Below are 15051 nucleotides of genomic sequence, written 5' to 3'. Positions count from 1 at the left end.
CATGCTTTTAGGGTAATCATCACTTGCTGCAAAGGGTGGTTTCGCGTAAAACTGTCAGCCGCTCTTTTGGCCACGAAAACTAAAAAACATGTTCCAGGATAACCCGCTGCTCGCGCAGCTTAAACAGCAACTGCATTCCCAAACTCCACGCGTCGAAGGCGTGGTTAAAGGCACGGAAAAAGGCTTTGGCTTCCTCGAAGTGGATTCCCAAAAAAGTTACTTTATTCCGCCGCCGCAGATGAAAAAAGTGATGCATGGTGACCGCGTGAGCGCGGTGATTCACACCGACAAGGACCGCGAAACCGCTGAGCCAGAAGAGCTTATCGAACCGTTCCTCAGCCGGTTTGTTGGCCGTGTACAACGTAAAGACGACCGCCTGTCTATCGTGCCGGATCATCCGTTATTACGCGATGCGATTCAGTGTCGCGCCGATCGTAACGTGACGCATGATTTCCAGAATGGTGACTGGGCCGTTGCAGAAATGAAGCGCCACCCGCTTAAAGGCGACCGTGGTTTCTACGCTGAATTGACGCAGTTCATCACCTTCGGCGACGATCACCTTGCGCCATGGTGGGTGACACTGTCACGCCACAATCTGGAGCGCGAAGCCCCTAACGGTGTCGCGACTGAAATGTTGGATGAAGGCCTGGTGCGTGAAGATTTAACCGCCCTGGATTTCGTGACTATTGATAGTGCCAGCACCGAAGATATGGATGATGCGCTGTTCGTAGAAGAGCTGGCCGATGGCAAGTTGCAACTGACTGTTGCTATTGCTGACCCTACTGCCTGGATTGCTGAAGGCAGCAAGCTTGACAATATTGCTAAAGTTCGCGCGTTCACCAATTACTTGCCGGGCTTTAATATCCCGATGCTGCCACGCGAGTTGTCTGACGACTTGTGTTCATTGCGTCCAAATGTCACGCGCCCTGTCGTTGCTTGCCGCATGGTTATCGCGCAAGACGGCACGATTGACGAGCAAATTAACTTCTTCGTGGCCACTATCGAATCAAAAGCCAAACTGGCTTATGACGATGTTTCCGACTGGCTGGAAGAAAAAGGCGACTGGCAGCCACCAGGCGAGGCTATTGCTAAGCAAATCCGCCTGTTAGAGCGTGTTTGCCAGAGCCGTGCTGACTGGCGTCGTACCCATGCGCTGGTGTTCAAAGATCGCCCTGACTACCGCTTTGTATTGGGTGAAAAAGGCGAAGTGCTGGATATCGTTGCGGAGCCACGTCGTATCGCTAACCGCATCGTTGAAGAATCAATGATTGCCGCCAACGTCTGCGCAGCTATTGTGCTGCGTGAAAAACTCGGTTTCGGCGTTTATAACGTCCATACCGGTTTTGACCCAGCGAATACTGAACAACTCGCAACCATGCTGCAAGGCCATGGACTGGAAGTTGATGCGCAAGAAGTGCTGACCCTGAACGGCTTCTGCAAACTGCGCCGTGAGCTCGATGCGCAACCCACCAGTTTCCTGGACAGCCGCATTCGTCGTTACCAGTCGTTTGCTGAAATCAGCACCGAGCCTGGCCCGCATTACGGTCTTGGCCTGGAAGCTTATGCAACCTGGACTTCACCTATTCGTAAATACGGCGACATGATCAACCACCGCCTGTTAAAAGCGATCATCAAAGGTGAAACCGCAGCGCGTCCACAGGATGAAATTACCGTACAGATGGCAGAACGTCGTCGCCTGAACCGCATGGCAGAACGTGATGTCGGTGATTGGTTATATGCTCGCTTCTTGAAAGATAAAGCTGGAACGGATACTCGGTTTGCTGCCGAAATCATTGATGTCAGCCGTGGCGGGATGCGTGTTCGTTTGGTTGATAACGGCGCCGTTGCTTTTATCCCTGCCCCGTTCCTGCACGCCGTTCGTGACGAACTGGTTTGCAGCCAGGAAAGTGGCACGGTTCAAATCAAAGGTGAAGTCGCCTTCAAAGTCACAGATGTGATTGATGTGACAATCGCTGAAGTGCGAATGGAAACGCGTAGCGTGATTGCTCGCCCTGCCATTTAACCGCAAGTTTAGAAATCTTCTTTAAAAGCTGAACACGCGTTCAGCTTTTTTTTTGCGTTGTTCTCTCACGATCGGATTTTGAGTAATAGTCACACCCGGGAAATGATTAGAGTCGTAACACTTTTTTTACTTGCTATAACGCCTAAAAAACTGACAATCTAGCGCCGAAGATTCAGATTTCCCACATATTCTGTAAAAACAATCATTTTTACATATAGTTGTTACTTTGAGATCGGTTTTATATTGCTAATATGAATATCAGACTGACGCGATATGTCGGCCCCGGTTCAGGAGAGAGCATGAAAGACGATTTGGAGCAGAATCTGCTCTACCGTTATTTAGGGACAACCAGCCCATATTGGCGTTTGCCAGGCGATAGCAATGCGCTGCAATTAGCAGCCAGTGAAGATTCAGATGTTAGCCAAGTCATTGCGTTGGCTCCTGAACAGGCTGAACAAATTCGCCAAATGACGGTGATTACCTCAAGTGTAACCATGTCAATTTCGTTGTTTGGCAGTGAAGTTTCGGTGCATCTGGTAGGGCGTAAAGTCTCAAAAAAGGAGTGGGCAGGCTCCGCGTCGGCATGGAACGACACCCCTTCTGTTGCACGTGATTTGGTGCAAGGGCTCTCATTTGCAGAACAGGTGGTCTCCGAGGCGAATTCAGTTATCGTCATTCTCGACAGATTAGGGAATATTCAACGCTTTAACCGCTTGTGTGAAGAATATACCGGTCTTAAAGAACAAGAGGTCATTGGCCAAAACGTATTTAAGTTATTCATGAGTCGCAGTGAAGCCGCCGCCTCTAAACGTAATATCAGTGGTTTCTTTCGCAACGGTAACTCTTATGAAGTTGAACGCTGGATAAAAACCCGTAAGGGCCAGCGGTTGTTTTTATTCCGCAATAAATTCGTCCACAGTGGCAGCGGTAAGAACGAAATCTATCTGATTTGTTCTGGTACTGACATTACCGAAGAACGCCGCGCACAAGAGCGTCTGCGAGTTCTGGCGAATACCGATACCATTACCGGCCTGCCCAATCGCAATGCCATTAATGACTTGATTACCGCCTCGATTGAAAATCGTGGTGAAACTCAAGTAGGCATCGTTTATCTGGATCTCGATAACTTTAAAAAAGTGAACGACGCATATGGGCATATGTTCGGCGATCAGCTTTTACAGGCGGTTTCGTTAGCCATTTTAAGTTGTCTTGATGACGGGCAAATTCTGGCGCGCCTTGGCGGTGATGAGTTTATTGTGTTGGCGACCGACACTTCTCAAGCCACTCTGGAAGCGATGTCGTCGCGTATTTTGACACGCCTGAAGCAACCTTTCCGCATCGGTTTAATTGAAGTCTACACCGGTTGTTCATTAGGTATTTCGCTAGCTCCCCAGCACGGTGAAGACCGTGAAAGCGTTATTCGCAACGCGGATACCGCGATGTATACCGCCAAAGAGAGTGGTCGCGGTAAGTTCTGCGTCTTCTCGCCGGAAATGAATCAGCGGGTCTTTGAATACTTGTGGCTCGATACCAACTTGCGTAAGGCTCTGGAAAACGACCAGCTTGTCATTCACTACCAGCCGAAAATGACCTGGCGCGGTGAAGTCAGAAGCCTGGAAGCATTAGTGCGCTGGCAATCACCTGAGCGTGGTTTGATCCCTCCATTGGACTTTATCTCCTATGCCGAAGAGTCCGGACTGATTGTTCCGCTGGGCCGCTGGGTGATGTTAAGTGTGGTTCAACAGGTCGCGAAATGGCGCGATAAAGGTATCAATTTACGTGTTGCGGTGAACGTATCCGCGCGTCAGTTAGCCGACCAAACTATCTTTAGCGATCTGAAGCAAGCTCTCAAAGATCTCGACTTTGAATACTGCCCGATTGATGTCGAACTGACGGAAAGCTGTTTGATTGAGAACGAAGAGTTGGCCCTTTCAGTGATTCAACAGTTCAGTCGCCTTGGTGCGCAAGTGCATTTAGATGACTTCGGCACGGGCTATTCTTCGCTTTCTCAGCTCGCTCGTTTCCCGATAGACGCCATTAAGCTCGACCAAAGTTTTGTGCGCGATATTCATAAACAATCGGTTTCCCAATCGCTTGTTCGTGCCATCGTTGCGGTTGCGCAAGCTTTGAATTTGCAGGTGATTGCTGAAGGAGTCGAAAACCAAAAAGAAGACGCCTTTCTAACAAAGAATGGCGTCAACGAACGGCAGGGTTACTTATTTGCTAAACCAATGCCCGCAGCCGTATTCGAACGTTGGTTAAAACGATATCAGGCGAGAACCGCGCGTTAACTGGCTTTACGTAAAACCGTCGCGGTGTGGCGGTTTTGCAACAGCACTAACCTTTCCATATACGCAATATCCTTAGCTTCCAGGCAGAATGCAGCATCCACCCAGTCCTCTGTGATATCCATTAATTCCGAACGAGGTAACTGAAGTACACGTTGACGGGCACGCAACATAGCGCGCACGCCATTGAGTTTCGGTTGCAAGGTATCAATGAAGGTACGAGTAGCAAGATAGCCCTGACCCGGCTCAAACAACTCATCCACCAGACCAAATTGCTGATGCCACTCAGCGGTATGCGATTCTCCTTTATAAATAAGCTCCTCTGCCAGTTTCATCCCTGAGCGGCGTGCAACCAGCGAATACGCCCCCATTCCAGGGAACAGGTTAAAAGCGATTTCCGGGAACCCCATGCGCGCATCCCGTTGTGCCAATATAAAATGGTGTGCGAGCGCGGCTTCAAACCCTCCCCCTAATGCACTACCCTCCACCATTGCAAGGCTAATCGCACCACTATCAAAGCCTCGGGAAGCCGCGTGGACACAATCCACACAAGCACGTGCATAAGCACGCAGTGCTTCACGCCGTCCTTGCTGAATTGATTCAACAAAAAAGCCCAAATCACCACCTGTGTTATACATTCCTTGCACCAATGAACCGGTCACCCAAAAATCAACCACAAACCCTTCCTGTTGAACCAAATACCGCAGGTTCATAATTTCTTCGATCAATTTGTGATTGAAGCAAGGGCGAGGTTGAGCTCGTAACATCATCCACACCGTGCGGCGTTCTGCTTCGTAATATCCCGACAATTGAGTGAATCGAGTAGTATCCGTGAACAATTTGCAGGTTGGCTGGTTAATTACTGTCATTATCTTATCCTCATGTTATGAAAGCGCGTTACGCGCAGGATCAGACTAATGCACTACTGCTTTAGGATGAATGTACCGAGACATTTAATAATTATTACTTATATATTGTTCGATAATCGATTGATGAATAAGGCTAAAAAAGAGTCATGACGCCTTCTCTTTTTGAGTCTTTTTTTGCATTATGACGGTAACTTTTTTTCAGAATAAACAGGATGCACTATGCCTTCAGTGGACCCTCTGCAACTCGCAAAGCGTATTGACACCGTACTGGATATTTTGGTGGGAGGCGATCATGCGTCAGCCATTAATAATCTGGAGATTTTGAAAGCTGAATTGCTGAATGTTGCGAGCGGTAAAGAACAAAAAGAGAGCGACTTGAAAAAGTCGCCCTGGGAGATTTGATCTGCCGCCGGCTAAAAACCGGCACAGTTTTACAAGCTCAGTGAACCAAACGCCCCTTGCCAGTCCTTTTCGAATGTCGCAATAGCCGCATTGACCGCAGGTGTTGTCAGTAGTTGTTCAGTGACATCCACCGGTAAGGTAATGGCTTCGCAGCCAGCCAACAGGCAAGACATCGCCTGATGTGGCGTACGGAAACTGGCAGCCAGAACTTTAGATTGCGGAGCGTGCAGCGTCAGCAATTGCTGTAAGTCCTGAACCATTTGAATGCCATCACCACCCTGCGCGTCCAGACGATTCACATATGGCGCGACATATTCAGCTCCTGCAAGTGCCGCAAGTAACCCTTGTGCAGCGCCATAAACCGCCGTCCCGAGGGTCGGAATTTCCAGCGCTTTCAATTGCTTCATGGCAGCCAGACCTTCTACGGTGGTCGGAACTTTCACCACGATGCCAGGCACGCGCTTAACCAACAATTCCGCTTCTTTCACCATTTCATCAGCTTGTGCGGCAATGACCTGAGCAAATAACTTGCCTTCGCCACCTAGTGCATCCTGCAACGCGGGCAGCACTTCCCACAAGGAAATACCTGCTTTAGCCACAATGGATGGGTTGGTTGTGACGCCCTGCAAAGGCAAAACACGTGCTAAACGCTTCACTGCAGCAACATCAGCAGTATCTAAATACAGTTCCATAAGCTCTCCGAATCGGTCATCTATCTCATTGCTGACATCATAACGTCACTGTCTGTTCTTTATCTGATCAGGATCAATAAAACTTTCATTCGAAAGTAATCTAATTTACGAACAGAAGATAAGGGCGGGCTTATGCTATTTAATATCCAACGTTACTCAACACATGATGGTCCAGGCATCCGCACCGTGGTGTTCCTGAAAGGCTGCTCCTTAAGTTGCCGCTGGTGCCAGAATCCAGAGAGCCGCGCACGCGATCGGGATGTTCTGTTTGATGAGCGTTTATGCCTTGCTGCTTGTGAGTTGTGCCCACAGGTTGCTCCACATGCTATTTCTCGCATTGATGATTCGCTGATTATCGCCCGTGAAAAACTGGGTACTGATGATCTCACTGCGTTAACAGACTGCTGCCCTACTCAGGCATTGAGTGTTTGCGGCGAAACGCAAAGTATTGATGCAATCATGAAAACCGTACTGCGTGATAAGCCATTTTATGACCGCAGCGGCGGTGGTATCACGCTTTCTGGCGGCGAACCCTTTATGCAGCCTGAAGTAGCTGAGCAACTGCTGAGAAAAAGCAAAGAAGCGAGCATTCATACCGCCGTCGAATCCTGCCTTCATGTGCCATGGAAATATATCGAGCCGTCAATCGAACACCTCGATTTACTGCTCGCTGACCTGAAGCATGTCGATGCACAGCGGTTCAAACAATGGACGGACGGCAGCGCCGAACGCGTACTGGATAATTTCCGCAAGCTCGCTGCGCGCAATGTCGAAATGACAGTTCGCGTACCGCTTATCCCTGATTTTAATGCTGATGAGCAATCTATTCGTGCAATCAGTGATTTTGCTGCCGACGAAATCGGCGTGAAAGCGATTCATTTTTTGCCTTACCACACCTTAGGTATTAACAAATATAAACTCCTGAATATCCCTTATACGGCCGCGCACCAACCGCTTGATGCGCCAGAACTGCTGCAATTTGCTGAGCAGTACGCAAGCCAAAAAGGGATGACTGCCTGGATAAGAGGATAAACCGATGACACAACTGAACCTGAACACCTTAAGCCAACGCATAAAAGATCATAAAGAGGCGCTAATTCATATCGTTAAGCCGCCTGTTTGTACTGAACGTGCACAGCATTACACGGCGATTTATCAGCAGCATCAGGACAAGCCTTTGCCTATGCGCCGCGCCCTCGCCCTTGCCCATCACCTTGCTGAACGTACTATCTGGATTAAGCATGATGAGTTGATCGTCGGTAACCAGGCAAGCCATGTCCGTGGTGCGCCGTTCTTCCCTGAATATACAGTTGGCTGGATTGAGACTGAAATTGATGAGCTGGGTGACCGTCCTGGTGCTGGCTTCTCAATTTCTGATGCAGACAAAGCGGTAATGCATGAAATTTGCCCGTGGTGGCGCGGTCAAACCGTGCAAGACCGTTGCTACGGAATGTTTACCGACGAGCAGAAAGAGTTGCTGGCAAGTGGGATTATTAAAGCCGAAGGCAATATGACCTCGGGCGACGCTCATCTGGCGGTCAACTTCCCTCTGTTACTGGAATTAGGGATTGATGGTTTACGTGCCAAAGTTGCCGAGCGCCGTTCACGCCTGCATCTCACCGATTGGGAAGATTTGCATAAAGAACAATTCCTTAAAGCCATCGATATTACCTTTGTTGCATTAAGTGATCATATCCTGCGTTATGCGGCACTTGCTAAAGAAATGGCTGGCACAGAAACACGCGAATCTCGTCGTGACGAACTGCTGGCAATGGCTGAAAACTGTGAAGTTATTGCCCATCAAAAACCAACCTCATTCTGGCAGGCATTGCAGTTAAGCTACTTTGTTCAGTTGGTATTGCAGATTGAATCTAACGGACACTCTGTTTCGTTTGGTCGTCTCGACCAGTTCCTCTATCCATGGTATCGCCGTGATGTTGAACTTGAACAAACGTTGGGACGTGACCAGGCTATCGAATTGCTGCAAAGCTGCTGGTTGAAGTTACTGGAAGTTAACAAGATTCGTTCTGGTTCTCATTCCAAAGCTTCCGCCGGTAGCCCGTTATACCAAAACGTGACAATTGGCGGCCAAACGCTCGTCAATGGTGAACCTGTTGATGCGGTCAACCCGCTCTCTTACGCCATCCTTGAATCATGTGGCCAGTTACGCTCAACACAACCTAACTTGAGCGTTCGTTATCACGCGGGAATGAGTAACGACTTCCTGGATGCTTGTGTTCAAGTGATTCGTTGTGGTTTCGGTATGCCTGCGTTTAATAACGATGAAATCGTTATCGATGAATTTATCAAGCTGGGTGTCAGCCGCGAAGATGCTTACGATTATGCCGCCATCGGTTGTATTGAAACCGCAGTGGGAGGCAAATGGGGCTATCGTTGCACTGGCATGAGCTTCATTAACTTTGCCCGAGTGATGCTGGCCGCGCTGGAGCATGGACGTGATGCAACCAGCGGTAAAATCTTCCTGCCGCAGGAACATGCTCTATCCTCCGGCAACTTTACACAGTTTGACCAGGTTATCGACGCCTGGGATACCCAGATTCGTTACTACACCCAGAAATCTATCGAAATAGAATGCGTTGTTGATACCGTTCTTGAAGAAAATGCCCACGATATTCTTTGCTCGGCTCTGGTCGATGACTGCATCGAGCGCGGTAAGAGTATTAAACAAGGTGGTGCAAAATATGACTGGGTTTCGGGTCTGCAGGTCGGTATTGCCAACCTGGGTAATAGTCTTGCCGCCGTGAAGAAACTGGTGTTCGAACAAGGCGCTATTGGCCAACAGCAATTAGCTGAAGCACTGGCCAACGATTTTGATGGTTTGACCGGTGAGCAGTTGCGCCAGCGCTTGATTAATAGCGCACCAAAATATGGCAATGATGACGATGAAGTCGATTTGCTGTTGGCACGGGCTTACCAGACTTATATCGACGAGCTGAAACAGTACCACAATACCCGCTTTGGTCGCGGCCCTATTGGCGGGACCTATTACGCAGGGACTTCATCGATTTCAGCAAACGTCCCCTTCGGCGCCGCAACAATGGCAACACCGGATGGCCGTAAAGCGAAGACTCCACTGGCGGAAGGTGCAAGCCCGGCGTCAGGGACTGACCGTCTGGGGCCAACAGCAGTGATAAGCTCAGTCGGTAAATTACCTACCAGCAAAATTCTGGGTGGTGTGTTACTGAATCAGAAGCTGAATCCGGCAACGCTGGATAACCCGCGCGACCGCGAAAAGTTAATGATTATGTTGCGAACTTTCTTCGAGGCACATAAAGGGTGGCATGTTCAGTACAACATTGTTTCCCGTGAAACCCTGCTGGATGCCAAACAACATCCTGATAAGTATCGCGATCTGGTAGTACGAGTAGCAGGTTATTCTGCTTTCTTTACCGCCTTATCTCCAGACGCTCAGGATGATATTATAGCCCGTACAGAACATACTCTTTGATAATCCAGGCGGCGCGGTATGCGCCGCCCAAAATTTGGCTGACATGAACTCCAGACAACAAATTATTTTACAGATGGTGATAGATCATGGTCGCATGAGTGTGACCGATCTCGCTAAAAAAACCGGCGTCTCAGAAGTGACTATTCGGCAGGATCTCAATCTTCTGGAGAAAAAGAACTACCTGAGACGTACACATGGCTATGCCGTTCCGCTGGATAGCGAAGACGTTGAAACGCGAATGATGAACAATTATTCGCTTAAAAGGCATCTCGCTGATTTTGCGGCGACTTTAGTCAACGATGGCGAAACAATCTTTATCGAAAATGGCAGTTGTAATGCACTCCTCGCTCGCGCATTGGCTGAGCAGAAAAAAATTACGCTGGTCACCGTCAGCAGCTATATCGCCCATCTTCTGAAGGATACTGACTGTGAAGTCGTATTACTTGGCGGTATCTATCAGAAAAAAAGCGAAAGTATGGTTGGGCCCCTGACGCGTCAATTTATCCAGCAAGTGCATTTCAGCAAGGCGTTCATCGGTATTGATGGCTTCTTGCCTGAAACCGGATTTACGAGCCGTGACATGATGCGCGCCGATGTCGTGAATACCGTGTTGGAAAAAGGCTGCGAAGCCATTGTTCTGACAGACAGTACCAAGTTCGGCTCGATGCACCCTTACACGCTAGGGCCAATTTCATGCATCAATCGCGTGATTACTGATGATGGTCTCAACGAAACCACAGGGCAGCAATTGCGGGATACTGGCGTGCAAATCAATATTGTTAAACAATTTCCCATCGAGTAATCACGATCGTTATCTGCCTGCTTCTCCTGCAGGCAGTTCTTTTCTCAGAATTATCCTGCCGTTCCTTTAAGACTATTTACCTGTTGCAATTCTTCATTCAAATTAGAATGTTTGTTAGCGGTGTAACAAGAAGTGATAATGACCAAAATTATCTTTTAAGTCTTATATCGTTATGCAGTTTCACGGAAGCTTTCTCGAAGTTGATTCAAAACCACTATACTTTTAGAGAAGCTTATTTCCGTGAATCAATTATTCAGGAGAAAGTATTATGACCTTAAATAACAAAAAAATTGCCGCCGTTGTGCTGGCCTTAACCGTAGCCATGTCTCTGAGCGCCTGTTCAAACTGGTCCAAACGTGACCGTAACACCGCGATTGGTGCGGGTGCTGGTGCTGTTGGTGGTGCTGTCTTAACAGACGGTAGCGCGCTGGGCACCCTGGGTGGCGCCGCAGTAGGTGGTATTATCGGCCATCAGGTAAGTAAATAAAGCTTGATGCCAGCAGAAGCGTGAAGCGCTTTAAAGAATTATAAAATATTTAATTTTTCAGGTCTGACTTTCAGCAGTCACAATAAAAAAGCCACGGTAAATATACCGTGGCCTATTTATTTCAATATACGAATCAACCGCCTGCCAATTTAACTTTCATTCCCTTAGCTTCCAGCAGAGATTTTATCAGATCGCGTTTATCGCCCTGAATTTCAATCACACCCTCTTTTAGCGAACCCCCGCAGCCGCATTTCTTTTTGAGCTCTGCTGCGAGTGTCGCTAATTCCGCATCATCAGCATCGATACCGGTTATCAGGCACACGCCCTTACCCTTGCGCCCGCTGGTTTGGCGTTGGATGCGCACCACACCGTCCCCTTTTGGCCGAACAGGTGCTGTTTTAGGCTCATCAATGCGTCCACTCTCAGTTGAGTAAACTAAACGACTGTTATCGTCCTTCATCACGCCCCCTGCTGTAGTGAAACGCGGATGTCACGCAGAGTTTGGGCGGGATCAGCAGATTGGGTGATCGGGCGTCCAATCACCATGAAGTCCACACCCGCAGTCTGTGCTTGTTGTGGTGTCATGATACGGCGTTGATCACCGGCATCACTTCCAACCGGACGGATACCCGGAGTGACTAATTTGAAACCCTGCCCCAGCTCGCTTTTGAAGCGTACCGCTTCTTGCGCAGAACAAACCACACCATCCAGACCACAACTTTGCGTTAAACGAGCTAACCGTTCAGCATATTCAGCAGGAGTTGACGTAATACCAAGATCCGCCAGATCGCTGGCTTCCATACTGGTCAGAACGGTCACAGCAATCAGCAACGGTGCATCTTTGCCAAATGGCAGCAACACTTCACGCGCAGCGCTCATCATGCGCGCCCCACCGCTGGCATGCACGTTCACCATCCATACGCCCAGTTCAGCAGCAGCAGCGACTGCACGTGCAGTGGTGTTTGGGATATCGTGAAATTTCAAATCGAGGAATACATCAAAGCCACGTTGCTGGATATCACGCACCAACTGCGGCCCAAACAGAGTAAACATCTCTTTGCCCACTTTCAGGCGGCAATCACGCGGGTCGATACGGTCAATGAAAGCTAAGGCTTTATCGCGATTATCGTAATCAAGTGCGACGACAATTGGAGAATCGGTAGCAACACGGGAGGAGGAGGATGCAGTTGAATTCATGGCTAAACCTTCTGATGTTGGGCAGCATTGCGGCGCAAGAGATAAACGGCAAGCATTCTACCCGCGGTAGACACAAAATTACAGTTGCCATTGTACCTTGCTAAGCATAAACAGCACGGTGCCTAAGTGTGGTTAACTATTGCATCATAAGTATGTTGTAACTAAAGTGTGGCGTTTTTTTATAAATGCGCAGGATTTAACCGTTACTGCCCGTCTAACCCGCGAATAGGTTTAATCGTTGACCAGGCCCGGCAAGATGGGCAATGCCAGTACAAGGTAAATGCGGTGAAGCCACATTTCTGGCAGCGATAACGAGGTTTGGTACGCACCTGTTCGCCGACCATATCACGCAGTACCATCAGACTCTCTTTCGCGCGCCCTTCTTCCGCCTCTTGTAGGTGGTAATCCATTAGCCGATGGAACACACGCATGGTTGGGTGACGCTGAAGTTGGCGGTTAATATAAACCTGAGCCACCTCTGAGCCTTCTTTACGCTCGAGGATCTCGGCAAGCATCAGCTCAGCACCCGCACCGGTGTTCTCTTCAACACAACGTTTCAAGAATGTTTCCCACTCTTGTGATTTGTCTAACTGCAGGTAGCAGGTTTGCAGCATTTCAAGAGTTTCACTGACGAGCTCGCTATCTTGATCGATAACGCGTTGGAGCAGCTCAACGGCTTTCGCGTATTCATTACGCGCCATAAAGATGCGGCCCATCATGATAGAAACGCGGGCGCAATTTTTGTCAGCAGCCGCGCCCTTTTTAAGCAGAGACATGGCGCGGTCAAGGTCGTCACTTGCCATCAATTGCAGTGCTTGTTCGCAATAGAAATGGGCAATTTCGGTACGCTGTTTATCTTTGCCAAGTTTAACCAGCCGCTCGGCCACATCAATGGCTTTTTGCCAGTCACTGGTAGCCTGATGGATAAGCAGCAACTGTTGTAACGCGCCAATGCGGAAATCGGTTTCGTCTATCAGTTGCGCGAACATATCTTCAGCGCGGTCATACAGACCAGCAGCCATATAGTCACGCCCCAACTGTTGCACTGCCAACAAGCGTTGTTCGTAAGTTAACGAGGCACTTTCCATTAATGATTGGTGGATACGAATGGCGCGGTCAACTTCACCACGAGAGCGGAACAGGTTCCCAAGCGTGAGGTGAGCCTCAACGGTGCTGGTATCCTCTTTGAGCATGTCGAGAAAGAGATCTACAGCTTTATCTTGCTGGTTCGACAGCAAGAAGTTAACCCCCGCCACATAGTCACGCGACAGGCGATTAGCTTCTTGTTGCTTATCTTGATGCGCGCTCCTGCGTCCCATATACCAGCCGTAAGCGGCGGCGATAGGCAACAGCAGAAACAACAATTCCAGCATGGCAGGTTATTCCTTAACAGCCGGTACAGCCGCTGCTATGGCGTCAGAATCCGTCGTAATTTGCTGCTCAAGGCGTTTGATCTTGCGATCGGCGCGTGCCAGCGAAACACGCAAACGCAACCAAAACAGGCCACAAATAAGCCAGCCAAGCAAAAAACCGGCAGCAAAAAGCGTCGCCAGCAATGTGGATACACGATATTCGCCTTGTGCCAACAGGTAGTTGAAATTAACAACCTGATCGTTCTGCGCGCCCAAAGTGACAGAAATCACAAAAATCGCTAGCACCAGTAAGAAAATGAATAAATATTTCACATTACTTCCCGTCATGTGGTCTTACGCGACTATACCCATCGCTTAATGAATGATGGGGATAAATTAAGCGCTAATGTTTTTCCAACTATATAAACTACCATTTCCCGGTTGCTCGTGGAATCCATTAGCGACGTTCAATTCATAAGAAATGGGGGTTAAATCAATAATCTCAAGGCTCAGCATCTCTTTCGGCTATTTCGTCAGCTTCTTGAGGCGGTGGAGATAACGGACCGCACAGTTTCTGAGCAAGCCAGGTTGCCAATGTTATCAACACCCAAGAGATGAGCGTGGCAACCACCAAGTCTCGTGGCCAATGCATTCCGAGCACTAATCGGCTGCCCATCACCCCCGTAGCCCAAACTAACAGCAATGCAATGGTCCAGGTACGTCGACGTGGCCACAGCAACCCGACACCTAATAAGGCCCAACTTGCCGCAAACATTGTATGCCCTGACGGGAATGCAAAACCGGTCTCTTTTTGCCAGTGCTGACGCAACCATCCCGGTATTTCCTGCTGCGATTCAAGCTGGTTTTTCACCAACTCGCTACGCTGCTTACGCTTTAAATTGTAGAACTCATCTGTAGGAATATGTTGAGTTTTTTCAAGCCATACCACAAAAGGACGCGGTTCTTGCACTTCATCTTTAATGACAGATTTTACCCCCTGCCCAATAAGAATAGCCGCACCGAGTATCGCAAACAGCATCAGAGCAGCTTTTAGGCGAAACCTTAGGCACCATAAGAACCAACCGCACAGCAAAACGTGGGTAATGATGCCCCAGGGTTGGGTAACGGTTTCCGTCACCCAATACATCATTTTAAGCCAACCTCCCTGCGCGCTTGGAACCCACTGCCAACCTGAGATCCACACGGCTAAAGGCATGACTAACAATAATCCAGCACCCATTGTTGTTCGTTTTGCTATTGCTCGCATTGCTTATCCTTATGCTATTTGAATCTCAAGGATACCCGATAAACCGCACCGAAGGGAAAACGGGGAGTCGTACAAAGCGTAAAAATAGGAGTCTGCCCAGTCTATTAGGCGAAGTGGTCGGCGTTGTGGCAAACTAAGCAGTAGTAATTAAACAAGCCAGTCTGCTGGCAGGCACCCTGAGTGCCACGATAAGTACCTGGAGA

14 protein-coding genes are annotated in these 15051 nt (G+C 48.9%); 7 read left to right on the top strand and 7 right to left on the bottom strand.

What is annotated here, in order from left to right; genetic code table 11:
* Window positions 1–88 precede the first annotated feature (88 nt).
* Window positions 89–2023 (top strand): exoribonuclease II, encoded by a 1935-nt coding sequence (locus tag OH773_RS10040; protein ID WP_270145317.1) that lies wholly within the window; start codon window positions 89–91, stop codon window positions 2021–2023.
* 299 nt (window positions 2024–2322) lie between these two features.
* On the top strand, window positions 2323–4314 hold the full coding sequence (gene pdeR / locus OH773_RS10035) for a cyclic di-GMP phosphodiesterase (RefSeq protein ID WP_183269362.1): 1992 nt from the start codon (window positions 2323–2325) through the stop codon (window positions 4312–4314).
* Here the strand turns inward: pdeR and OH773_RS10030 are convergent.
* Window positions 4311–5180 carry a crotonase/enoyl-CoA hydratase family protein gene (locus OH773_RS10030; RefSeq protein ID WP_183269363.1) on the bottom strand — a complete coding sequence of 290 codons (870 nt, stop codon included), beginning with the start codon at window positions 5178–5180 and terminating at the stop codon, window positions 4311–4313. The genes pdeR and OH773_RS10030 overlap by 4 nt on opposite strands.
* 219 nt (window positions 5181–5399) lie before the next feature.
* Here OH773_RS10030 and yciZ point away from each other — a divergent pair, with 219 nt between their 5' ends.
* Window positions 5400–5582: a protein YciZ/DeoL gene (yciZ, locus tag OH773_RS10025; protein WP_183269364.1), complete on the top strand. Its 183-nt coding sequence runs from the start codon at window positions 5400–5402 to the stop codon at window positions 5580–5582.
* Between the two features lie 29 nt (window positions 5583–5611).
* On the opposite strand, the gene fsa is transcribed toward yciZ, so the two are convergent.
* The gene (fsa, locus tag OH773_RS10020; RefSeq protein WP_183269365.1) at window positions 5612–6274 is read right to left on the bottom strand and encodes a fructose-6-phosphate aldolase; all 663 of its coding nucleotides are present in this window, start codon (window positions 6272–6274) and stop codon (window positions 5612–5614) included.
* A gap of 132 nt (window positions 6275–6406) precedes the next feature.
* Between fsa and OH773_RS10015 the strand changes: the two genes are divergently transcribed.
* From OH773_RS10015 to osmB, 4 genes are all read left to right on the top strand, one after another.
* Window positions 6407–7306, top strand: a complete 900-nt coding sequence (locus OH773_RS10015; protein WP_270145312.1) for a glycyl-radical enzyme activating protein — start codon at window positions 6407–6409, stop codon at window positions 7304–7306.
* A gap of 4 nt (window positions 7307–7310) precedes the next feature.
* Window positions 7311–9743 carry a formate C-acetyltransferase/glycerol dehydratase family glycyl radical enzyme gene (locus tag OH773_RS10010; protein WP_270145310.1) on the top strand — a complete coding sequence of 811 codons (2433 nt, stop codon included), beginning with the start codon at window positions 7311–7313 and terminating at the stop codon, window positions 9741–9743.
* A 43-nt stretch (window positions 9744–9786) separates the two neighbouring features.
* Window positions 9787–10545 (top strand): DNA-binding transcriptional regulator YciT, encoded by a 759-nt coding sequence (gene yciT / locus OH773_RS10005; RefSeq protein WP_270145308.1) that lies wholly within the window; start codon window positions 9787–9789, stop codon window positions 10543–10545.
* A 268-nt stretch (window positions 10546–10813) separates the two neighbouring features.
* Window positions 10814–11032 (top strand): osmotically-inducible lipoprotein OsmB, encoded by a 219-nt coding sequence (gene osmB, locus OH773_RS10000; RefSeq protein WP_183269369.1) that lies wholly within the window; start codon window positions 10814–10816, stop codon window positions 11030–11032.
* A gap of 133 nt (window positions 11033–11165) precedes the next feature.
* On the opposite strand, the gene yciH is transcribed toward osmB, so the two are convergent.
* The 5 genes from yciH to pgpB all read right to left on the bottom strand — a co-directional run bounded on the left by yciH (window position 11166) and on the right by pgpB (window position 14848).
* Window positions 11166–11492, bottom strand: a complete 327-nt coding sequence (gene yciH, locus OH773_RS09995) for a stress response translation initiation inhibitor YciH (RefSeq protein WP_270145306.1) — start codon at window positions 11490–11492, stop codon at window positions 11166–11168.
* Window positions 11492–12229, bottom strand: coding sequence for an orotidine-5'-phosphate decarboxylase (gene pyrF / locus OH773_RS09990; protein ID WP_270145303.1), 738 nt, complete (start codon window positions 12227–12229; stop codon window positions 11492–11494). Before pyrF ends, yciH begins: the two co-directional genes overlap by 1 nt.
* A 203-nt stretch (window positions 12230–12432) precedes the next feature.
* Window positions 12433–13602, bottom strand: a complete 1170-nt coding sequence (lapB, locus tag OH773_RS09985) for a lipopolysaccharide assembly protein LapB (RefSeq protein WP_270145301.1) — start codon at window positions 13600–13602, stop codon at window positions 12433–12435.
* Between the two features lie 6 nt (window positions 13603–13608).
* Window positions 13609–13914 carry a LapA family protein gene (locus OH773_RS09980; RefSeq protein WP_183269373.1) on the bottom strand — a complete coding sequence of 102 codons (306 nt, stop codon included), beginning with the start codon at window positions 13912–13914 and terminating at the stop codon, window positions 13609–13611.
* 169 nt (window positions 13915–14083) lie between these two features.
* Window positions 14084–14848, bottom strand: a complete 765-nt coding sequence (gene pgpB, locus OH773_RS09975) for a phosphatidylglycerophosphatase B (protein WP_270145298.1) — start codon at window positions 14846–14848, stop codon at window positions 14084–14086.
* Between the last annotated feature and the right edge of the window lie 203 nt (window positions 14849–15051).

The sequence above is a fragment of the Buttiauxella sp. WJP83 genome (genome assembly GCF_027594725.1).
GTDB classification, from domain to species: domain Bacteria; phylum Pseudomonadota; class Gammaproteobacteria; order Enterobacterales; family Enterobacteriaceae; genus Buttiauxella; species Buttiauxella selenatireducens.
Note: the sequence above shows the minus strand (reverse complement) of the source record. Positions and strands in the feature narration are given on the sequence as shown.